The organism is Pseudomonas sp. (assembly GCF_035277045.1).
In the GTDB taxonomy this organism is placed as follows: domain Bacteria; phylum Pseudomonadota; class Gammaproteobacteria; order Pseudomonadales; family Pseudomonadaceae; genus Aquipseudomonas.
On the sequence record NZ_DATELE010000104.1, the window covers coordinates 1 to 4,451 of the forward strand.

At 69.6% G+C, this 4,451-nt stretch carries 2 protein-coding genes; both read left to right on the top strand.

The features are described 5' to 3' along the window. On the top strand, positions 1-3,576 hold a 3,576-nt coding region (gene cobN / locus VJS90_RS04250), incomplete at its 5' end, for a cobaltochelatase subunit CobN (protein ID WP_324119397.1). A 1-nt stretch (position 3,577) separates the two neighbouring features. Further along, a partial coding sequence (locus tag VJS90_RS04255; protein ID WP_324119398.1) for an ATP-binding protein occupies positions 3,578-4,451 on the top strand: 874 nt, incomplete at its 3' end.

Sequence of the window (4,451 nt, forward strand, 5' to 3'; positions counted from 1 at the left end):
CAGAATCACGCCTCGGTCGACCTCTATGTCGACCAGGTGCTGCGCCACGCCAAGGTTATCGTGGTGTCGCTGCACGGCGGCGTCGGCTACTGGCGCTATGGCGTCGAGCAGCTCGTCAGCCTGGCCGAGCAAGGCGTGCAGCTGATCCTGGTGCCTGGCGACGACCGTCCCGACCCAGAGCTCATGGGCCTGGGCACGGTGACCGGTGCCGAGGCCGAACGGCTCTGGCATTTCCTGCGCCAGGGCGGCAAGGCCAACGCCCAGAACCTGTTCAAGTGCCTTGCCAGTCTTTGGCTGGATCGCGCCTATGCCTGGGAAGAACCGCAGCAACTGCCCCGCACCGCGGTCTACCACCCGGACAAGGCCAGCGCCTGCCTGGCCGACTGGTTCGGCCAGTGGCACCCGGACCAGCCCGTGGCGCCCGTGCTGTTCTACCGCTCGCACCTGCAAGCGGCCAACACTGCCTTTATAGATGCGTTCTGCGAGCGGCTGGCCGGCGCGGGGCTCAACCCGCTGCCTATCGCCGTGGCCAGCCTCAAGGAAGCCGCCTGTCTCGCCCAGGTCGAGGCCTGGATGGACGAAAGCGGTGCCGAGGTGATCATCAACACCACCGGCTTCGCCCTGTCCAGCCCCGAGCAGCCCAACCTGCGGCCGTTCAGGCGGGACATCCCGGTGCTGCAGGCGATCTGCGCCCAGGACAACCAGCCCGGCTGGGAGGACAGCGAGCAGGGCCTGGGTGCGCGCGACCTCGCCATGCACATCGTCCTGCCTGAGCTGGACGGGCGCATCATCACCCGGCCGATCAGCTTCAAGGACCTGGCCTGGCGCAGCGAGCGCAGCCAGTCGGACGTGGTCTGCTACCGGCCGCACCTGGAGCGCATGGATTTTGTCGCCGAGCTGGCCCGGCACTGGGTCGAGCTGGCGCGCGTGCCCAACGGGCAAAAGCGTGTGGCCCTGGTGCTGGCCAACTACCCGACCCGCGACGGGCGCATCGGCAATGGCGTGGGCCTGGATACCCCGGCCGCGGCGTTGAACATCCTGCAGGCGCTCAAGCAACAGGGGTATCCCATTGGTGAGCTGCCGTGCAGCGGTACCGCGCTGATCCACGCGCTGCTGGGCGGGGTGACCAACGACCTCGACCACCTCGACCAGCGCCCCTGCGCCCAGAGCCTCGCGCTGGCCGACTACCAAGCCGCGTTCGCCGCGCTGCCCGCCGCCAACCAGCAGGCCGTCCTGGAGCGCTGGGGCCCGCCCGAGCAAGACCCGATGTGCCGCAGCGGCCGGATGATGATCGCCGGGCTGCGCTTTGGCCTGACCTTCGTCGGCATCCAGCCCGCCCGCGGTTATCAGGTCGACCCCAGCGCGGTCTACCATGATCCTGACCTGGTGCCGCCTCATGGGTACCTGGCGTTCTACTTCTGGCTGCGTCATGCCTATGCCGCCGACGCGCTGGTCCACGTCGGCAAGCACGGCAACCTGGAGTGGCTGCCGGGCAAGGGGGTGGGCCTGTCCGCCGAGTGCTGGCCCGATGCGTTGCTCGGCCCGCTGCCGAACATCTACCCGTTCATCGTCAACGACCCGGGGGAGGGCGCCCAGGCCAAGCGCCGCACGCAGGCAGTGATCATCGATCACCTGATGCCGCCGCTGACCCGCGCCGAAACCTATGGGCCGCTGCGTCACCTGGAACGCCTGGCCGACGAATATTACGATGCGCAGCTGCTCGACCCGCGGCGTGCCCGCGAGCTGCAGCGCGACATCCTCGACCTGGTCAAGGCCAACCACATCGACCGCGAGTTGCAGCTCGAAGGCGCGCTCGATGATGCCGATGTGTGGCTGCCACGCCTGGACACCTATCTGTGCGACCTCAAGGAATCGCAGATTCGCGATGGCCTGCACGTGTTCGGCCAGTCGCCCCAAGGGCGCTTGCGCCTGGACACGCTGCTGGCCCTGTTGCGCGTGGCCCGCGGTGATGGGCGCGGGGGCAACGCGAGCCTGATCCGCGCGCTGGCCAAGGCGCTGGAGCTGGGCTTCGACCCGCTTGACGCCGACCTTGGCCAGCCGTGGCAAGGGGTACGCCCGGCGCTGCTGCTCAGCGTGAGCGACGAGCCCTGGCGCACCTGCGGTGATACCCGCGAGCGGCTCGAGCTGCTGGCCATGCGCCTGATCGAGGCCACGTTGGCCGGGCAGGCGCAGGCACCCCAAGCGCCACAATGGCAGCCGGTGCAGGCTGTGCTCGACAGCCTCGCCGAACAGGTGGCGCCGAGCCTGGACGCATGCGGCCCGGCGGAAATCGACGGCCTGCTGGCGGCGCTGGCCGGCCGCTTCGTGCCGGCCGGGCCCAGTGGCGCGCCGAGCCGGGGGCGTCTTGATGTGCTGCCCACCGGACGCAACTTCTATACCGTCGATGTGCGCAACCTGCCGACCGCCACCGCCTGGCGCCTCGGGTTCGCCTCGGCCAACCTGATTCTCGAACGCCACCTGCAAGACCACGGCGATCACCTGCGTCAACTTGGCCTGTCGGTGTGGGGCACGGCGACCATGCGCACCGGCGGCGACGACATCGCCCAGGCCATGGCCCTGCTGGGCGTGCGCCCGGTCTGGGCCAGCGGCAGCCAGCGGGTCGACGACTTCGAGATCCTCCCCGTGAGCCTGCTGGACCGGCCGCGGGTCGACGTGACCTTGCGCGTGTCCGGCTTCTTCCGCGATGCCTTCGGCAACCTGATCCGCCTGTTTGACGCGGCGGTGCAAGCGGTGGCTGCCCTGGACGAGCCCGACGACCTCAACCCGCTGGCCGCCAAGGTACGGGCCGAGCGCGAGGCGTTGCTGGCCCAGGGCGTGGAGGCGGGACAGGCCGCGCGCCAGGCTGGCTGGCGCATTTTTGGCGCCAAGCCCGGCGCCTACGGAGCCGGCGTGCAGAACGCCATCGATGGCCGCCTGTGGCACACTCGCGAAGACCTCGCCGAGGTCTACCTCAACCATGGCGGCTATGCCTACGGGGCTGCTGACGAAGGCACGCCCGCGCGCGCCGAGTTCGCCCGGCGCCTGTCCCAGGTGCAGGCGGTGGTGCAGAACCAGGACAACCACGAGCACGACCTGCTCGACTCCAACGACTATTACCAGTTCCAGGGCGGCATGCTCGCGGCCGCCGAGACCCAGACCAGCCGCACGCTGGCCAGCTACCACGGCGACCACAGCCAGGCCGACCGTCCGCGCATCCGCACGCTCAAGGAAGAGCTCAACCGGGTGATCCGCGCCCGCGCGCTCAACCCCAAGTGGATCGATGGCATCAAGCGCCATGGCTACAAAGGCGTCTTCGAGCTGGCTGCCACCGTCGACAACCTGTTCGCTTTCGACGCGACCACGCACCTGATCGACGATCACCATTACCAGTCGCTGGCCGAGGCCTATGTGCTCGATCCGGCGACCCGCGATTTCATCCGCCAGCACAATCCCGAGGCCCTGCGCGATATCACCGAGCGCCTGATCGAGGCCCAGCAGCGCGGCCTGTGGCAAGAGCCGGGCAGCTATCGCGAGGCCCTCGAGGCGCAGTTGCTGGCGGGCGAGGAAGAGGCTTGAAATGACCGAACCCGTACAGTTTCCCCTGGCCGCCGTGGTGGGCGCCGAAGCGCTTAAGCTCGCGCTGTGCCTGACCGCCATCGACCCGAAGATCGGCGGCGTGCTGATCGAGGGCCCGCGGGGCATGGCCAAGAGCACCCTGGCGCGGGGGCTGGCCGACCTGCTGGGAGAAGGCCCCTTCGTGACCCTGCCGCTGGGTGCGACGGAAGAGCGCCTGGTGGGCTCGCTCGACCTGGATGCCGCGCTCGGGCAGGGTAAGGCGCAGTTTTCGCCGGGGGTGTTGGCCCACGCCGACGGCGGGGTGCTGTACGTCGATGAGGTCAACCTGCTGCCCGACCATTTGGTCGACCTGCTGCTGGATGTGGCCGCCAGCGGCACCAACCGCATCGAGCGGGACGGGATTTCCCACCGCCACAGTGCACGCTTCGTGCTGATCGGCACGATGAATCCGGAGGAAGGCGAGCTACGCCCGCAACTGCTCGACCGCTTCGGGCTCAATATCGCGCTTGAAGGGCAGCCCGAGCCCGAGGCGCGCCAGCAGATCATCCGCCGGCGCCTGGCCTTCGACAGTGATCCCCAGGCGTTCTGCGCGCAATGGGCCGCGCCCCAGGCACGGTTGCGCGAGCGCTGCCAGGCGGCGCGCCAGCGCCTGGCGGGTATCGAGCTGGATGACCAGGCGCTGGCCTGGATCACCGAGCGCTGCTTTGCCGCTGGGGTGGATGGCCTGCGCGCCGACCTGGTCTGGCTGCGGGCGGCGCGGGCGCATGCGGCCTGGCGCGGCGCCGAGGCGATCGCGGAAGATGACGTGCAGGCGGTGGCCGAGTTCGCCTTGCGCCACCGTCGCCGGGACACCCCGCCCGCCGCGACACCGCCCG